Source organism: Pseudomonas sp. MEJ108 (assembly GCF_030208985.1).
Classification (GTDB): domain Bacteria; phylum Pseudomonadota; class Gammaproteobacteria; order Pseudomonadales; family Pseudomonadaceae; genus Aquipseudomonas; species Aquipseudomonas fragariae.
This window is the reverse complement of record NZ_JARVSW010000066.1, coordinates 1-15728: the sequence shown is the minus strand read 5'-3', so window position 1 is coordinate 15728 and position 15728 is coordinate 1. Positions and strand designations below refer to the sequence as shown.

General features: G+C 60.9%; 16 protein-coding genes. 12 read left to right on the top strand and 4 right to left on the bottom strand.

Features of this window, described 5'->3' with window-relative positions; genetic code table 11:
• Positions 1 to 4: 4 nt before the first annotated feature.
• Together QRN50_RS22945 and QRN50_RS22940 are read right to left on the bottom strand one after the other, a co-directional pair.
• Positions 5 to 1321 (bottom strand): bifunctional DedA family/phosphatase PAP2 family protein, encoded by a 1317-nt coding sequence (locus QRN50_RS22945; protein ID WP_011268990.1) that lies wholly within the window; start codon positions 1319 to 1321, stop codon positions 5 to 7.
• Between the two features lie 3 nt (positions 1322 to 1324).
• On the bottom strand, positions 1325 to 1996 hold the full coding sequence (locus QRN50_RS22940) for a DNA-3-methyladenine glycosylase (RefSeq protein WP_096126876.1): 672 nt from the start codon (positions 1994 to 1996) through the stop codon (positions 1325 to 1327).
• A 285-nt stretch (positions 1997 to 2281) separates the two neighbouring features.
• Here QRN50_RS22940 and QRN50_RS22935 point away from each other — a divergent pair, with 285 nt between their 5' ends.
• The 12 genes from QRN50_RS22935 (at position 2282) to lipA (ending at position 13689) form a co-directional block, all read left to right on the top strand.
• Positions 2282 to 3547 carry a glutamate-5-semialdehyde dehydrogenase gene (locus QRN50_RS22935; RefSeq protein WP_024651248.1) on the top strand — a complete coding sequence of 422 codons (1266 nt, stop codon included), beginning with the start codon at positions 2282 to 2284 and terminating at the stop codon, positions 3545 to 3547.
• Positions 3548 to 3569: 22 nt separating this feature from the next.
• The gene (gene nadD, locus QRN50_RS22930) at positions 3570 to 4229 is read left to right on the top strand and encodes a nicotinate-nucleotide adenylyltransferase (protein ID WP_161420682.1); all 660 of its coding nucleotides are present in this window, start codon (positions 3570 to 3572) and stop codon (positions 4227 to 4229) included.
• A gap of 60 nt (positions 4230 to 4289) precedes the next feature.
• Positions 4290 to 4676 (top strand): ribosome silencing factor, encoded by a 387-nt coding sequence (rsfS, locus tag QRN50_RS22925; protein WP_002555337.1) that lies wholly within the window; start codon positions 4290 to 4292, stop codon positions 4674 to 4676.
• 9 nt (positions 4677 to 4685) lie between these two features.
• Positions 4686 to 5153 (top strand): 23S rRNA (pseudouridine(1915)-N(3))-methyltransferase RlmH, encoded by a 468-nt coding sequence (gene rlmH / locus QRN50_RS22920; protein ID WP_002555336.1) that lies wholly within the window; start codon positions 4686 to 4688, stop codon positions 5151 to 5153.
• Positions 5154 to 5181: 28 nt separating this feature from the next.
• Entirely contained in the window at positions 5182 to 7077 is a 1896-nt protein-coding gene (mrdA, locus tag QRN50_RS22915; RefSeq protein ID WP_003399770.1) for a penicillin-binding protein 2, read from the top strand.
• Positions 7078 to 7108: 31 nt separating this feature from the next.
• The gene (gene rodA / locus QRN50_RS22910) at positions 7109 to 8212 is read left to right on the top strand and encodes a rod shape-determining protein RodA (RefSeq protein ID WP_003399772.1); all 1104 of its coding nucleotides are present in this window, start codon (positions 7109 to 7111) and stop codon (positions 8210 to 8212) included.
• A 17-nt stretch (positions 8213 to 8229) separates the two neighbouring features.
• Positions 8230 to 9237 carry a lytic murein transglycosylase B gene (mltB, locus tag QRN50_RS22905; RefSeq protein WP_003399773.1) on the top strand — a complete coding sequence of 336 codons (1008 nt, stop codon included), beginning with the start codon at positions 8230 to 8232 and terminating at the stop codon, positions 9235 to 9237.
• Positions 9237 to 10265 (top strand): septal ring lytic transglycosylase RlpA family protein, encoded by a 1029-nt coding sequence (locus QRN50_RS22900; protein ID WP_096126877.1) that lies wholly within the window; start codon positions 9237 to 9239, stop codon positions 10263 to 10265. The genes mltB and QRN50_RS22900 overlap by 1 nt, the downstream gene beginning before the upstream one ends.
• Before the next feature lie 241 nt (positions 10266 to 10506).
• On the top strand, positions 10507 to 11667 hold the full coding sequence (locus QRN50_RS22895; protein ID WP_003399777.1) for a D-alanyl-D-alanine carboxypeptidase family protein: 1161 nt from the start codon (positions 10507 to 10509) through the stop codon (positions 11665 to 11667).
• 90 nt (positions 11668 to 11757) lie between these two features.
• Positions 11758 to 12033: a DUF493 domain-containing protein gene (locus QRN50_RS22890; RefSeq protein ID WP_003340907.1), complete on the top strand. Its 276-nt coding sequence runs from the start codon at positions 11758 to 11760 to the stop codon at positions 12031 to 12033.
• Entirely contained in the window at positions 12033 to 12689 is a 657-nt protein-coding gene (gene lipB, locus QRN50_RS22885; protein ID WP_024639415.1) for a lipoyl(octanoyl) transferase LipB, read from the top strand. Before QRN50_RS22890 ends, lipB begins: the two co-directional genes overlap by 1 nt.
• On the top strand, positions 12682 to 13689 hold the full coding sequence (gene lipA, locus QRN50_RS22880; protein WP_002555327.1) for a lipoyl synthase: 1008 nt from the start codon (positions 12682 to 12684) through the stop codon (positions 13687 to 13689). Before lipB ends, lipA begins: the two co-directional genes overlap by 8 nt.
• A gap of 290 nt (positions 13690 to 13979) precedes the next feature.
• Here lipA and QRN50_RS22875 read toward each other — a convergent pair whose 3' ends face one another.
• Positions 13980 to 15317, bottom strand: a complete 1338-nt coding sequence (locus QRN50_RS22875) for a lytic murein transglycosylase (protein WP_058822765.1) — start codon at positions 15315 to 15317, stop codon at positions 13980 to 13982.
• 83 nt (positions 15318 to 15400) lie between these two features.
• Entirely contained in the window at positions 15401 to 15556 is a 156-nt protein-coding gene (gene arfA, locus QRN50_RS22870) for an alternative ribosome rescue factor ArfA (protein WP_096126879.1), read from the bottom strand.
• Positions 15557 to 15728: the final 172 nt, after the last annotated feature.

The window sequence follows — 15728 nt, the reverse complement described above, 5'->3', positions numbered from 1 at the left end:
CCGATCAATACTGGTAACGCAGCACCCCGTGCGACAGGGCGCGAACGGCAAAGATACCCAGCAACGCGGTCATGGCTGGCACGACGAGCCACCAGACGCGCACCGACATGGCCGGCAAAGGGTCCTTGCGTTGAATGAGCGCCAGGCTGGCGGCGCAGACACAGAACGCCAGAAGCATGCCGGCGAGAATATCGGTAGGCCAGTGAACGCCCAGGTAAACCCTCGACAGCGCGATTGCCAGAGCCGGAATACCGGCGACCAGCATCCAGGTCAGGCGCAGCCGCACGGGTTGGCCGCGTCCGGCCAGCACTGCCAGGGTCATGAACAGCGCAAAGGCTGCCGAGCTGTGACCGCTGGGCATGCTGTACGTGGTCAGCGGTTCTAACAGCACCTCCGGGCGAGCGCGGGCGAAAAACGTTTTCAGGATGCCGTTGGCGATCGCGGTGCCCAGTGTGGCGGTCAGGGCAAAGGCTGCGTGGCGCCATTGCCTGGCAACCGCCAGCACGATGATCAGCAGACTGGCGGCCAGCAACTGCGCCCTGAAATCGCCGATGCTGGTGACGAAGACCACAATGTGCTGCGTGGCTTCGCTGCGGTGTTCCTGGATGAGCGTCATCAGGCCGTTGTCGAAGTCGGCCAACAGGGGGAAGCCGAAGAACAGCGCCGCGACCAGCGTCAGGCTGAGCGCGGAAATCAGTCGGGTTGCGTAGCGTTTCTGGCGAATACTGCTCTGGATGCTCAGCCCGAACAGGACGGCCAGGCCGCCGCCGACCACGGCCGCCTCGGGCCAGAAGCCCTCCGGCAGTGGCAGGCGAATCGCTGCACCTGCCGCCCAGCCCGGCATCAGGTAGGCAATCGACCAGCCTGCCGCCGCCAGCACGCTGACTGCCACGAAGCGCGGCAGCGGCATGTCGCACATCCCGGCGATCATCGGCAGCATCGGGCGCAACGGACCGATGAAGCGTCCTACCAGCAAACTGGCAATGCCGTAACGGTGGAAGTATTTTTCCGCACCTTCCATCCACTCCGGGTGCGTGCGCAAGCCGGGCAATTGACGGATATTCTGATGAAAGCGCCGGCCTACGAAGTACGACACCGCGTCACCCAGCAGCCCGCCGAGAAAACCCAGCAACAGCACTTCACTCAACGGCAGTATCCCGCTGCCTGCCAGGGCGGCGATGGCAAACATGATGACCGTGCCCGGCACGACGATCCCGACGATCGCGACGCATTCAATGAAGGCCACCAAAAAGATCGCGACAGCCACCCAGGAAGGGTTTGCGGTCAGCCAGCCAGTCATTCCATTGAGCAGATCGCCCATCGGTCAGTTTCCTTGATCGAGAAATAAGTAGTCGCGGCCTTCGACCTGACCGCGTCTGAGAGGGTTCCGTGTGCAGAAACGGGCGTACCCGGCATCCACGAAGCGGTACATCAGGTGCTCATCGCGCCCGGCAGGGATACCCAGTCGGGTGGTCTGGATAATGCGTTCGGGTGTCTGGCCGACGTCCTCGACGAGCAATCTCTGCGGGTCGAAGCGCTTGGCGTCCCACGCCGGGACCTTCAGGCCGAGCGCCTTGCACAGCAGCGTCTGGCCAGCGCAAAGCCGTTGCGCAGGGCGCATCGCGCCGCTGGCGTCGGGGTTGTTCAGTTGCATCTGCGCCAGCGCGTTTTCGTCGCTGGTCGCGTCGGTCCAGGGAAATGCCGATTTGATCAGCACGGCATTGCCCGGCCCCTCGGCGCTGAAATTCAACGAATCGCCGCCACGCGCGTAGTACATATAGATGTGGCCGCCGTCGAGAAACAGCGCCTTGCGTTTCTCGGTGTAGCCCAGCGAGGCATGGCTGCCCTTTTCGGCGCAGTAGTACGCTTCGGTTTCGATGATCCGCGCGGCCAGCCACAGGTCGCCTGACTTGTGGCGAATGACTTTGCCCAGCAGGTCGCGCGCCAGCACCTGGGCATCGCGATGAAAGAAGTGGTCGGGGAGGGCTGTGGGCATAATTGGACGGGTACATTGAGAAAGAGCCCGATAATAACAAGCGCAAGTTTAATTGCAGCTGAATGTGTCCGGATTAGGCGCTTTGTTGTTTCTGAACGTGACCGAATGATGACAGGCCGTTAAGCCCATGCGAGGTGCCGGCCTGTGCATGGCCGCTGGCAACGCCTGCCACGGTGACGAAAAATCTGCGCACTGATATCGACCATCCGCCTGTCTGCGCTGTCGTTCGGGCGGCACGACAGCTATAATCAGCCGCTTTCCTCTTTGCCAAGACCTCTGAGACCAATGACTGAGTCCGTTCTTGACTACATGACCCGCCTGGGTCGCGCCGCCCGCGAAGCTTCGCGAGTGATCGGTCGTGCCAGCACTGCGCAGAAGAACCGCGCCCTGCAGGCCACTGCCGCCGCTCTGGACGAAGCCCGCGCCGAGCTGTCTGCCGCCAATGCGCTGGACCTGGCCAATGGTCAGGCGAACGGGCTTGAGCCGGCCATGCTCGAGCGTCTGGCCCTGACCCCCGCACGTATCGACGGCATGATCGTCGGGTTGCGTCAGGTTGCAGCGCTGGCAGACCCGGTCGGTGCGATCCGCGACATGAGCTATCGGCCGTCGGGTATTCAGGTCGGCAAGATGCGCGTGCCGCTGGGGGTTGTCGGAATCATCTACGAGTCACGTCCGAACGTGACCATCGATGCGGCCAGTCTGTGTCTGAAGTCCGGAAACGCAACCATCCTGCGCGGTGGTTCCGAAGCCATTCATTCCAATCGCGCCATCGCGGCCTGCATCGAACGCGGTCTGGCCGAGGCCGGGCTGCCGGCTGCTGTTGTACAGGTGGTTGAAACCACCGACCGTGCAGCGGTTGGCGCGCTGATCAGCATGCCCGAGTACGTGGACGTCATCGTTCCGCGTGGCGGCAAGGGCCTGATCGAGCGCGTCAGTCGCGACGCGCGCGTGCCGGTCATCAAGCATCTGGACGGCATCTGCCATGTGTATGTCAGTGCCCACGCCGATCTGGCCAAGGCGCAGAAGATCGCCTTCAACGCCAAGACCTACCGTTACGGGATCTGCGGCGCGATGGAAACCCTGCTGGTCGATCAGACCATTGCCGCCGACTTTTTGCCGTCGATGGCCGCACAGTTTCGCGAGAAGGGTGTCGAGTTGCGCGGTTGCGAGCGTACCCGTGAGCTGATCGACGTGATCCCGGCCACCGAGGACGACTGGCACACCGAGTACCTGGACGCGATTCTGTCTATTCGCGTCGTGTCCGGGCTGGATGAAGCCATCGAGCACATCAACCATTACGGCTCGCATCACAGCGATGCCATCGTTTCGGACCACCAGAGTCAGGTGCGCCGGTTCATGGCCGAGGTCGATTCCAGTTCGGTCATGGTCAACGCGCCGACCTGCTTCGCTGACGGGTTCGAATACGGCCTGGGTGCCGAGATCGGCATTTCTACTGATAAGCTGCACGCCCGCGGTCCTGTCGGTCTTGAAGGGCTGACCTGCGAGAAGTACATCGTGATCGGTGACGGCCAATTGCGCGGACAAGCCTGACTTGAATAGCCCCATGACCGCGCTGCCCAGACGTATCGGCATGCTTGGGGGCACGTTCGACCCGGTTCATATCGGTCATTTGCGCGGTGCGCTCGAAGTGGCCGAACTGCTGGAACTCGATGAGTTGCGCCTGACGCCCAGCGCCAGGCCTCCGCATCGTGACATGCCGAGCGTCACCGCCGAGGATCGTCTGGCGATGGTTCAGAGCGCCGTCGCGGGTGTGTCGCCCCTGACGGTGGATGACCGTGAACTGAAACGTGACAAACCGTCGTACACCCTCGACACACTGGAATCGATGCGCGCCGAACTGGCGCCTCGCGACCAGTTGTTCCTGTTGCTGGGTTGGGATGCCTTTTGCGGGCTGCCGACCTGGCACAGATGGGAAGAACTGCTGGAGCACTGCCATATCGTGGTGCTGCAACGCCCGGACGCGGACAGCGAGTCGCCGGATGCCATGCGCAATCTGCTGGCGGCCCGCGCAGTCAGCGATCCCAAGGCCCTGAAAGGGCCGGGTGGACAGATTACATTCGTCTGGCAGACGCCTTTATCGGTATCTGCCACCCAGATCCGTCAACTGCTGGCCAGCGGTAAGTCGGTACGTTTTCTGGTGCCAGACGCGGTACTGGCCTATATCGATGCACGCGGACTTTACCGCGCGCCGAACACTGATGGGTCGTCCTGAAACTGCTTTGATCGACAAGCGTCTGGACGGTCCCACACATACGAGCTGAATGAGTTTTATATGACCAAGCAAAAAATGAGCAGTGAAGAAGTCATCAATGTTGCGATTGCAGCCCTCGAAGAGGTCAAGGGTGCCGACATCCTGACCATCGACGTGCGCGACAAGACCAGCATCGCTGACTACATGCTGATCTGCACCGGTACGTCCAACCGTCAGTTGAACGCACTGGTCGATAACGTCCGTGACAAGGTCAAGGCTGCCGGCCTGAAGTCCCTGAGCGAAGAAGGCAAGGGCGACAGCGACTGGGTCCTGCTGGACCTGGGTGATGTGATCGTCCATGTGATGACCGCTGCGGCACGCCAGTTCTATGACCTCGAGCGCTTGTGGCAGGGTGCTGAACAAAGCCGTGCTGCCAGCGCTGCGCACCACACACCGGGCAACGAATAAGGTCTTGATGTGCGTCTGCGTCTGATCGCTGTGGGTTCGCGCATGCCCAAGTGGGTGGAAGAAGGTTGGCACGAATATGCCAAGCGGATGCCCTCCGAGCTTGCGCTTGAACTGGTGGAAATCCCGCTCAATACCCGAGGCAAAAACGCCGACGTCGCGCGCTTTATCCGTCAGGAAGGCGAGGCGATGCTGGCGAAAGTGCAGCCGGGCGAGCGGATTGTCACGCTGGAAGTGCATGGCAAACCGTGGAGCACCGAACAGTTGGCGGTCGAGCTCGATCGCTGGCGTCTCGATGCGCGCACGGTCAATCTGATGGTCGGCGGCCCCGAGGGGCTGGCGCCTGAAGTCTGTGCCCGCAGTGAACAACGCTGGTCTCTGTCGCCGCTGACCCTGCCGCACCCGCTGGTGCGCATCCTGATCGGCGAGCAGATGTATCGCGCCTGGACGGTCCTGTCCGGGCACCCTTATCACAAGTAGCATCGTCTTTACTGTGAATACGGCCTAAATGTCTCAACCGATCCGCCTCAAAGACCACGAAAAGGACGCACGCCTGGTGCGCGGCAGGGTCGTGTTCGGTGCTGTGGCGGTGGTGTTGCTGGTGTGCGTGCTGATTGCCCGGTTGTATTACCTGCAGGTCATCCAGTACGAGTATCACTCCACGCTTTCGGAAAATAACCGCGTTCACGTTCAGCCGATTCCGCCCAGCCGCGGGTTGATCTACGACCGTAACGGCGTTGTGGTCGCCGATAACCGGCCCAGTTTCAGTCTCAGCATGACCCGTGAGCGCGCCGGCGAGTGGTCCAGCGTGCTCGACACCATTGTCGAGATCCTGCAGCTCACCCCCGACGACCGCATCATCTTCGAAAAGCGCATGAAGCAGGGGCGTCGGCCATTCGAGCCGGTGCCCATCCTGTTCGAGCTGAGCGAGGAACAGATCGCCCTGATCGCCGTCAACCAGTTCCGCCTGCCGGGCGTCGAAGTGGTTGCGCAACTGGTCAGGCATTACCCGCAAGGGCCGCACTTTGCCCACTCGGTCGGCTACATGGGGCGCATCAACGAGAAAGAGCTCAAGAGCCTCGACCCGATCAATTACAGCGGCACGCACCATATCGGCAAGACCGGCATCGAGCGCTTTTACGAGCCCGAGCTGCATGGTCAGGTCGGCTACGAAGAGGTCGAGACCAACGCCCGTGGTCGCGTATTGCGTGTGCTCAAGCGCACCGACCCGATCCCCGGCAAGGACATCGTCCTGAGCCTGGACATCAAGCTTCAGGAAGCCGCCGAAGCGGCACTGGGCGGTCGTCGTGGTGCGGTCGTCGCGCTGGACCCGGCCACCGGGGAAGTGCTGGCGATGGTCAGTGCGCCGAGCTTCGATCCGAATCTGTTTGTCACCGGCATCAGCTTCAAGGCCTATGCCGAGCTGCGCGATTCCATCGACCGGCCGCTGTTCAACCGCATCCTGCGAGGGCTGTACCCGCCGGGCTCGACCATCAAGCCTGCGGTGGCGATTGCCGGGCTGGATACCGGTGCGGTGACGCCTGGCTCGCGGGTATTCGATCCGGGCTATTACCAACTGCCCAATTACGATCACAAGTACCGCAACTGGAACCGCACCGGCGATGGCTGGGTCGATCTGGATACGGCGATCATGCGTTCAAATGACACGTACTTCTACGATCTGGCACACAAGGTGGGCATTGATCGACTCGCTACCTATATGAACAAGTTCGGTATCGGGCAGAAGGTCTCGCTGGACATGTTCGAAGAATCTCCCGGCCTGATGCCGTCCCGTGAGTGGAAGCGCGCCACGCGCCGGCAAGCCTGGTTCCCCGGCGAAACCCTGATCCTCGGCATCGGTCAGGGCTACATGCAGGCGACGCCTTTGCAACTGGCCCAGGCGACCGCGCTGGTGGCCAACAAGGGTGTATGGAATCGGCCGCATCTGGCCAGAACCATCGAAGGCAAGGCGCCTGTGGATGAAAATCCGATGCCGGACATCGTGCTGCGCGACCCGGCCAACTGGGGACGCGTCAACCATGGCATGCAGGAAGTGATGCACGGCGCACGCGGTACGGCGCGCAAGGCCGCCATTGGTGCGCAGTACCGGATTGCCGGCAAGAGCGGTACTGCCCAGGTGGTGGCCATCAAGCAGGGCGAGAAATACGACCGCACCAAGGTTCAGGAACGCCACCGCGACCACGCCTTGTTCGTCGGCTTCGCCCCGGCTGATAACCCGAAAATCGTTGTTGCAGTGATGGTCGAGAATGGCGAGTCCGGTTCCGGCGTTGCTGCACCCGTCGTGCGTCAGGTCCTGGACGCCTGGCTGCTCGACGAAAACGGCCATCTCAAACCCGAGTACGCCGGTTCCCTGAATCTGGAGGCTGCGGCCCGTGAAGAGTAATTTCGACCGCATCCTGTCCAGTGAAGACGTGATGCGTCGCCGCGCCACGTTTCTGCAGCGCATTCATATCGATGGCCCATTGCTGATCCTGCTGCTGACGCTGGCGGCGGGCAGCCTGTTCGTGCTGTATTCGGCCAGCGGCAAGAACTGGGACCTGCTGATCAAACAGGCCAGTTCGTTCGGCATCGGTCTGGTGGCAATGGTGGTGATCGCCCAGCTGGAGCCGCGCTTCATGGCGCGCTGGGTGCCGGTGCTGTATGTCATCGGCGTGCTGCTGCTGGTGGTGGTGGATGTCATGGGCCACAACGCCATGGGCGCGACGCGCTGGATCAACATTCCCGGGGTGATCCGCTTCCAGCCTTCGGAGTTTCTCAAGATCATCATGCCGGCGACCATCGCCTGGTACCTGTCCAAGCGCACGCTGCCGCCGCATTTGAAGCATGTGGCGGTCAGTCTCGCCCTGATTGGTGTGCCGTTCATTCTGATCGTGCGCCAGCCCGACCTGGGAACGTCACTGCTGATTCTGGCGTCGGGTGCCTTCGTGCTGTTCATGGCCGGTTTGCGCTGGCGCTGGATTATCAGTGTACTGGCGGCGGCCATACCGGCCGCGGTGGCCATGTGGTTCTTCTTCATGCACGACTACCAGAAGCAGCGCGTACTGACCTTTCTGGACCCCGAAAGCGATCCGCTGGGGACCGGCTGGAACATCATTCAGTCAAAGGCTGCGATCGGTTCGGGCGGCGTGTTCGGCAAAGGCTGGTTGCTCGGTACCCAGTCGCACCTCGACTTTCTGCCGGAAAGCCATACCGACTTCATCATTGCAGTATTGGGTGAAGAGTTCGGCCTGGTAGGCATCTGTGCGCTGCTGATCATCTATATGCTGCTGATCGGCCGCGGGCTTGTGATCACTGCGCAGGCGCAGACATTATTCGGCAAACTGCTGGCCGGCGCGTTGACCATGACGTTTTTTGTTTACGTTTTCGTCAACATCGGTATGGTCAGTGGCCTGCTGCCAGTGGTGGGGGTGCCGTTGCCCTTCATTAGCTACGGCGGAACTTCGCTCGTGACCCTACTGTCAGCGTTTGGGGTTTTGATGTCGATCCATACACATCGTAAATGGATCGCTCAAGTTTGATTAAGGTGAACTATTCAATGCAAGCAATGCGTAACTGGGCTCGATATGCTCCGGTGGTCGGTCTGGTGGGCATCCTTGGCTCGGTGCAAGAGGCGCTGGCGGGCGACTATGATGGGTCGCCCCAGGTGGCGGAATTCGTCGGTGAGCTGACCCGCGATCATGGCTTTGCCGGTGAGCAGTTGATGAGCCTGTTCCGCGAGGTCGAGCGCAAGCAGGCCATTCTCGATGCCATTTCCCGCCCGGCCGAACGGGTCAAGCAGTGGAAAGAGTATCGGCCGATGTTCATCACCGATACGCGCATCGCTCGCGGTGTCGACTTCTGGCGTCAGCATGAGGCCGCCTTGGCGCGTGCCGAGCAGGAATATGGCGTGCCGGCGCAGATCATCGTGTCGATCATTGGTGTAGAAACCTTCTTCGGCCGCAATACCGGTAATTACCGGGTGATCGATGCCCTGTCGACGCTTGGCTTCGATTACCCGCCGCGCGCCCAGTTCTTCCGCAAGGAACTGCGCGAGTTTCTGCTGCTGGCGCGCGAGCAACAGGTCGATCCCCTGACCCTCAAGGGGTCGTACGCCGGGGCGATGGGGCTGCCGCAGTTCATGCCGAGCAGTTTCCGCGCCTACGCGGTGGATTTCGACGGTGACGGTCACATCAATATCTGGACCGACCCGGACGATGCCATCGGCAGTGTCGCCAGCTATTTCAAACGCCATGGCTGGGTGGCCGGTCAGCCGGTGGTCAGTCGCGCCACGGCCCGCGGCGACCGGGTTGACGAGGGCTTGAGTCCTGCGCTTGATCCGGTAATGTCGGTCGGGGAGTTGCGACAGCTGGGCTGGGCGAGTCATGATGCGCTGCGCGACGATATGCCGGTGACGGCATTTCGTCTGGAAGGCGACAATGGTCCTGAATACTGGCTGGGTTTGAACAATTTTTATGCAATCACCCGTTATAACCGCAGTGTGATGTACGCCATGGCCGTATATCAGCTGTCTGAATCGTTGGTTCAAGCTCGAGGCGTCAAGTAATGCGGGCATCGCCGATTCTTCAATCATTCAAGCTTCTGGCGCTGACCGGCCTGGCAGTGCTGGTTGCCAGTTGCTCGTCGCCGTCACGCACAACGTCGTCGCAGCCGCCAAAAGGCGGTGCAGTCGTGCGCTCGATGCCGGGCCTGGACATCAACCGAGCCCACAAGGACGGCGCGCCGTGGTGGGATGTGGATGTCTCGCGTATCCCTGACGCAACGCCGACCCTGCACACCGGGGCCTACAAGGCCAACCCGTACACCGTGCTGGGCAAGACCTACTTCCCGATGAGCGATGCCAAGCGTTACGTCGCTTCGGGCACCGCCTCCTGGTATGGCACCAAGTTTCATGGCCAGAACACTGCCAACGGCGAAGTGTATGACCTGTACGGCATGAGCGCCGCGCACAAGACCCTGCCGCTGCCCAGCTACGTCAAAGTGACCAATCTGGACAACAATCGCACGGTGATCCTGCGCGTCAACGATCGCGGGCCGTTCTATTCCGACCGCATCATCGACCTGTCCTACGCGGCCGCCAAAAAGCTCGGCTATGCCGAAAGCGGCACGGCTCGGGTCAAGGTCGAGGGTATCGACCCGCAGGAATGGTGGGCGCAACGGGGTCGTCCGGCGCCGCTGTTGCTCAATCAGCCGCAGGTCGTTGCCCAGGCGACGCCGCCTGCGCTGTCCACTTCGACCGGCACCGTCGAGCAGTACACACCGCCGCCTCAGCAGCACGCTACACCCGTCGTGCCGATGCAGGTTGACGCAAAAAAAAACGCTTCAGGACAAGCCGCTGGGCTGTTTCTCCAGGTGGGAGCCTTCGCCAACCCGGACGCTGCGGAACTCCTGAGGTCGAAATTGAGCGGGATGGTTCGAGCGCCGGTGTTCGTCAGCTCGATAGCGCGCAATCAGCAAACACTCTATCGAGTGCGGATGGGACCGATCGACACGCAGGGTGAAGCCCAGCAGCTGCAAAACAGCGTCAGGTCGGCCAATCTGGGTCAGCCGAGCGTAGTGACATCGGATCAGTAAGTTCTTCGACAATCGTTCCCCGGCAATAATGGGGGACGATATGCAGTCGCACGCGGCGCAGATTTGCTTTCAGGGCAAGCGTTGCAGGTAACTGCCCACAAGGTCGTGTGTCGAACAGGCGACTTTGTCAGCCAGGGTTACAGCCTGGCGCCACGAGCCGTACCGAAGCGTTTTCGCTTCGCCGGTCTGTTCAGTTTTGCCCGCAAGGGCATGTTTGCCCATTAGGATTCTCGAGAGACGGATGAACATCACCACCTTTGCAAAACGTTTGTGCCTGCTTGTTCCACTGATTATCACCCCGACTGTGTGGGCGGCAGAGCAGATGACGCCTGCTGCACCGCAACTGGCGGCCAAGGCCTACGTGCTGATGGATGCCACCAGTGGCAACGTCCTGGTCGAGAACAATGGTGATCAGCGTCTGGCTCCTGCCAGCCTGACCAAGCTGATGACCGCCTACATCGCGACCCTGGAAATCCGTCGCGGCCAGATCGGCGAAAACGATCCGGTGACGATCAGTGAAAACGCCTGGCGCACGGGCGGTTCGCGGATGTTCATCAAGGTCGGCAGCCAGGTCACGGTCAGCGACCTGTTGCACGGCATCATCATCCAGTCGGGTAACGACGCCAGTGTCGCGATTTCCGAGCACATCGCCGGCAGCGAAGACGCCTTCGCCGACATGATGAACAAGACTGCCGGCGACCTGGGCATGACCAACAGCCACTTCATGAACCCGACCGGTCTGCCGAACCCTGAGCACTACTCGTCGGCTCACGACATGGCGATCCTGGCACGCGCGATCATTCACGAGGACCCGGCCCACTATGCGATCTACTCGCAGAAGGAGTTCTTCTGGAACGGCATCAAACAGCCTAACCGTAACCTGCTGCTGTGGCGAGACAAGACCGTTGACGGTCTGAAAACCGGTCACACCGATGAAGCCGGCTACTGCATGGTGTCCTCGGCAGTACGTGACGGCATGCGTCTGATCGCCGTAGTGTTCGGCACCAACAGCGAACAGGCCCGTGCGGCTGAAACCCAGAAGCTGCTGACCTATGGCTTCCGTTTCTTCGAAACCCAGAACTTCTATCAGAAGGGCACCGAGCTGGCCCAGGCCACGGTCTGGAAAGGCACCGAGCGTCAGGTCAAGGCCGGTCTGGCTGAAGATCTGAGCATGACCATGCCAAAAGGCGACATGAAGAAGCTGTCTGCCAGCATGACCATGAACCCGCAACTGGTTGCGCCAATCGCCAAGGGCGACGTGATCGGCAAGGTCGAGGTCAAGAAAGACGATCAGGTGGTTCACACCGCCAATCTGATTGCGCTCGATGGGGTTGAGGAAGGTGGTATTTTCCGCCGCGTGTGGGATAGCATCCGCCTGTTCTTCTACGGCTTGTTCAACTGATCCAGTAACCAATGCCGACCTTCTCGCGGCCTGCTCATGATCTGAGCGGGCCGCGTGTCCGTCGTCACGGCTTGTGAGACCTTTACTGCCATGACTGATACCGACATCAAGTCGCACAAAATAGAATTTCCCTGCAATGACTACCCGATCAAGGTGATCGGTGACACCAGTGTGGGCTTTACGGCGGCCGTGATGGAAGTGCTTGAAAAGCATGCCACGGTCGACCTCAAGACGCTCGCCGAGCGTCAGAGCAGCAACGGCAAATACACCACTGTGCAACTGCACATTGTCGCTACCGGCGAAGACCAGTTGCGCGATATCAATAGTGCCTTGCGCGCTACGGGTTTCGTGCACATGGTGCTCTGATGGCGGGTACGCTGGGTTTTCGTGATCTGGGCCTGATCGATTACGAAACCGCCTGGCACGCCATGAAGCGCTTTACCGACGAGCGTGGCCGCGAGGCTGCCGATGAGGTCTGGCTGGTTCAGCATCCGCCGGTTTTCACTCAGGGACAGTCCGGCAAGGCCGAGCATTTGCTGCTGCCGGGTAATATTCCTGTCGTACAGGTCGATCGTGGCGGCCAAGTGACTTATCATGGTCCGGGCCAACTGGTGGCTTATCTGATGCTGGACGTCAGGCGCCTTGGTTTCGGCGTTCGCGATCTGGTCACCCGGATCGAGAACACCCTCATCGCCTTGCTCGCCGACTACGGCGTCAAGGCAGCAGCCAAGGCTGATGCCCCTGGCGTATACGTCGACGGCGCGAAGATAGCGTCGCTCGGTCTGCGCATTCGCAACGGCTGCTCGTTTCATGGTCTGGCGTTGAACGTCGACATGGACCTTGAGCCGTTCCGCCGCATCAACCCGTGCGGATACGCCGGGCTGGCCATGACCCAACTGAGCGATCAGGCAGGGCAGATAGAATTTTCCGAGGTAAGTGCCCGACTGCGTGCGCAGCTCGTCAAACACCTCGACTACGCTGAGCAGGCGACCCTTACGGGCGGAATAAACCATTATGACTGACACCGTGCAAACCCTGATCCCGACGCTGGATGTTTCCGAGCGAGTGGCCCGTCCGAAAGTCGAAGCGGGCGTCAAGCTGCGCGGAGCGGAAAAGGTTGCGCGCATCCCGGTCAAGATCATCCCGACGGTAGACCTGCCGAAGAAGCCCGACTGGATTCGCGTGCGCATCCCGGTTTCTCCGGAAGTCGACCGTATCAAGCAATTGCTGCGCAAGCACAAGCTGCACAGCGTCTGTGAAGAGGCGTCCTGCCCCAACCTGGGCGAATGCTTCTCCGGTGGCACTGCAACGTTCATGATCATGGGCGACATCTGCACCCGTCGCTGCCCGTTCTGTGACGTGGGCCATGGTCGTCCGAAGCCGCTCGACGTCAACGAACCGAAGAGCCTCGCCATCGCGATTGCCGACCTGCGCCTGAAGTACGTGGTGATCACCTCGGTGGACCGCGACGACCTGCGTGATGGCGGTGCTCAGCACTTCGCCGACTGCATTCGCGAAATCCGCCTGCTGTCGCCGGGCGTGCAGCTCGAAACGCTGGTACCGGATTACCGTGGCCGGATGGACGTGGCGCTGGAAATCACCGCCGCCGAGCCGCCGGATGTGTTCAACCACAACCTGGAAACCGTACCGCGTCTGTACAAGGCTGCGCGTCCGGGGTCGGACTACCAGTGGTCGCTGACCCTGCTGCAGCGCTTCAAGCAGATGGTCCCGCACGTACCGACCAAATCCGGTTTGATGCTGGGGCTGGGCGAGACCGACGAAGAAGTCATCGAAGTCATGCAGCGCATGCGCGAACACGACATCGACATGCTGACCCTGGGTCAATACCTGCAGCCTTCACGCAATCACTTGCCCGTGCAGCGCTTTGTCCACCCGGACACCTTTGCCTGGTTCGCCGAAGAAGGCTACAAGATGGGCTTCAAGAACGTCGCTTCAGGGCCGCTGGTACGCTCTTCGTACCACGCCGACGAGCAGGCCAAGATCGCCAAGGCGATGCTCTGACAACACGCCGCAAAAACAGGAAGGGCCAGGTAGCGATACCTGGCCCTTCTTTTTGTGGCTGATGATCGTGCCGATTATCTGCGGACTATCGTGCCAACGCTCCGCGTTGGCATGCCGTTCTGGACGCTTTGCGTCACACTCTTCGCCGCATCGTAAGTCGAGATTGGACGCGGAGCGTCCGGAAATGCATTCCCACGCTGGAGCGTGAGGAACGATAGGCGTCCGTAAGAACGCTATCGTGCCAATGCTCCGCGTTGGCATGCCGTTCTGGACGCTCTGCGTCCTCCCGATTACTGCCCGACAGGCTTGCGCAGGTTCTCCAGCAATTCATGCGTCGGGTAACCATCGGCTGGCCAGCCGAGCGATTGCTGCGCACTGCGGATGGCCTTGCGTGTATTGGCGCCGATAATGCCGTCTGGCGCGCCTGCGTCGTACTGGCGTGCCGAGAGCAGGGTTTGCAGCTCAATGCGCTCTGAGCGGCTCAGCGGCAGGTCTCCGCGTGGCCAGCTGCCCATGACATAGCCCGCGCCTTTGAATCGATCGGAGAGCAGGCTGATCGCCAGTGCGTAGGAGGTCGAGTTGTTGTACTTGAGGATGGCGCGGAAGTTGTCCAGCACCAGAAAGGCCGGCCCGCGATAACCGGCTGGCAACAGCAAGGCGGCTTGCTGCTGGCTGGCGGCGACCGGAATGGCTGAGCCGTCCGGTTGTTTCAGACCCAGTTGCTGCCATTCAGCGAGACTCTTGCGGGTCGTCGAGTCGGCCAGCGAGTAATCGAACCCCGAGCCGAGCACCACTTCAAAGCCCCAGGGCTGACCACGCTGCCAGCCGGAGCTTTGCAGGTAGTGTGCTGTGGAGGCCAGGGCATCGGCCGGGGTGTTCCAGATATCACGGCGGCCATCGCCGTCAAAATCCACGGCATGGGTGTTGTAGGTAGTCGGGATGAACTGCGTCTGGCCCATCGCACCCGCCCACGAACCGAGCATTTTGTCCGGGGTGATGTCGCCATGCTGGATGATTTCCAGCGCGGCGAGCAACTGGCTCTGTGCAAAGCCGGGACGGCGACCTTCATAGGCCAGTGTGGCGAGTGAGCGAATGACGGATTGCGTACCCTGTAACGACCCGAAATTACTTTCCATGCCCCACACCGCGACCAGCGTCTGACGATCGACGCCGTACTGCTGCTCGATCTTCTGCAGGTCGTCGGCATACTGCGACAGCAGCGCCTGACCCTTGCGTACGCGTGCGGCAGAGATGGCACCGTCAAGGTATTCCCAAACCGGGCGGCTGAATTCAGGCTGACTGCGGTCGGCCTTGACTACGCTCATGTCGGGGGTGACACCGGCAAATGCCAGATCGAATACGTCCGCGCGAATGCCTGCCTTCAACGCCTGGGCACGAAAGCCGGCCTGCCATTCGCTGAAGCTGACGGCGGGCTGAATCGTGAGGTTGTCATCAACGACCAGTGCTGGCGTAGGCGCTACGGCAGGAGCGTTTGTCTGCACCTTGCTGGATTGAAGAGGCGTGGCATCGGCTGCAGTGGGTTTTTCTGCGCAGGCTACCAGGGCAACAAGACTGGAGGCAGCGATGAGTTGGCGCAGCTGCGGGCGATGGGTAAAACGAGAAGGCATGCTTGAGTCCAAGGGTATTACCGTTAGGTGCAGACCATAACACGGCTAAGCGGTTGAAAGCGCCCCGGAAATGTTGCTCGATATCAGGCTGCCATAAAGCAGGAAGCCTCCCAGCTTTTAGACTGGAAGGCTTCGCGGCGGTAGCTGCCTTTGCCTTTGGCCGGTTGTTCATGACGACTGCGGAACAAGGGCTGGGCGATGATGGATTTGGCCTTGTTCGGCCGCTTTGGCTTGCTCATGGCAGGTGCTCCTGATGGGTGTTGTAAAACGCTGCGAATCATCGGGCAGAGCGGCGCGTGTGTCCAATAGTCGTGTGCTATGACGCCGAGCGCGTAATTGGCCGAGTGAATGAAGACCTGTGGGAGCCAACTGTCTTTCATCATCCCCCGATGAATGGGCATTTTATAATGC

Excerpts from the sequence above, each read along its gene's own strand:
- QRN50_RS22945 (WP_011268990.1), bottom strand. The coding sequence starts at position 1,321 with ATGGGCGATCTGCTCAATGGAATGACTGGCTGGCTGACCGCAAACCCT.
- QRN50_RS22940 (WP_096126876.1), bottom strand. The coding sequence starts at position 1,996 with ATGCCCACAGCCCTCCCCGACCACTTCTTTCATCGCGATGCCCAGGTG.
- QRN50_RS22935 (WP_024651248.1), top strand. The coding sequence starts at position 2,282 with ATGACTGAGTCCGTTCTTGACTACATGACCCGCCTGGGTCGCGCCGCC.
- rsfS (WP_002555337.1), top strand. The coding sequence starts at position 4,290 with ATGACCAAGCAAAAAATGAGCAGTGAAGAAGTCATCAATGTTGCGATT.
- mrdA (WP_003399770.1), top strand. The coding sequence starts at position 5,182 with ATGTCTCAACCGATCCGCCTCAAAGACCACGAAAAGGACGCACGCCTG.
- rodA (WP_003399772.1), top strand. The coding sequence starts at position 7,109 with ATGCGTCGCCGCGCCACGTTTCTGCAGCGCATTCATATCGATGGCCCA.
- mltB (WP_003399773.1), top strand. The coding sequence starts at position 8,230 with ATGCAAGCAATGCGTAACTGGGCTCGATATGCTCCGGTGGTCGGTCTG.
- QRN50_RS22900 (WP_096126877.1), top strand. The coding sequence starts at position 9,237 with ATGCGGGCATCGCCGATTCTTCAATCATTCAAGCTTCTGGCGCTGACC.
- QRN50_RS22895 (WP_003399777.1), top strand. The coding sequence starts at position 10,507 with ATGAACATCACCACCTTTGCAAAACGTTTGTGCCTGCTTGTTCCACTG.
- QRN50_RS22890 (WP_003340907.1), top strand. The coding sequence starts at position 11,758 with ATGACTGATACCGACATCAAGTCGCACAAAATAGAATTTCCCTGCAAT.
- lipB (WP_024639415.1), top strand. The coding sequence starts at position 12,033 with ATGGCGGGTACGCTGGGTTTTCGTGATCTGGGCCTGATCGATTACGAA.
- lipA (WP_002555327.1), top strand. The coding sequence starts at position 12,682 with ATGACTGACACCGTGCAAACCCTGATCCCGACGCTGGATGTTTCCGAG.
- QRN50_RS22875 (WP_058822765.1), bottom strand. The coding sequence starts at position 15,317 with ATGCCTTCTCGTTTTACCCATCGCCCGCAGCTGCGCCAACTCATCGCT.
- arfA (WP_096126879.1), bottom strand. The coding sequence starts at position 15,556 with ATGAGCAAGCCAAAGCGGCCGAACAAGGCCAAATCCATCATCGCCCAG.